The organism is Curtobacterium sp. AB451 (genome assembly GCF_050585845.1).
Classification (GTDB): Bacteria; Actinomycetota; Actinomycetes; order Actinomycetales; family Microbacteriaceae; genus Curtobacterium.
Map to the genome: position 1 here is coordinate 1 of NZ_JBOBQG010000016.1, position 319 is coordinate 319.

Annotated in this window: 1 pseudogene; it reads right to left on the minus strand. The window is 69.9% G+C overall.

Going from position 1 to position 319, the window contains the following annotated elements:
- Nucleotides 1-299: pseudogene (locus tag ACQXVK_RS17400) on the minus strand (hypothetical protein); the annotation flags it as partial.
- Nucleotides 300-319 lie beyond the last annotated feature (20 nt).

A 319-nucleotide genomic window follows, 5' to 3' on the forward strand; every position in this document is an offset into this window, starting at 1 on the left:
CCGGAGGTGATCGGGAACGACACGGACCCGTCGGCGAGCTTGGCGTCGCCGGAGACACCCGGGGTGAGCTTCAGGGCGGTGAGGGCGTCGGTGAAGCCGGAGTCGAGCTTCACGGCGGTGTTGCCGCCGAGGACCTCGGGGACCGAGGCGACGGGGCCGGGGATCTTCGACGACGACGAGGACACGGTGTGCACCGACGGGGTCGAGGCCTGCGCGGAGGTGATGCCGAACGCGGCACCGCCGAGCACGAGCGCACCCGTGGTCGCGAGGGTGATGGAGGTCTTCAGGGACTTGCGCATGGGATCTGTCCTTTGCTGTC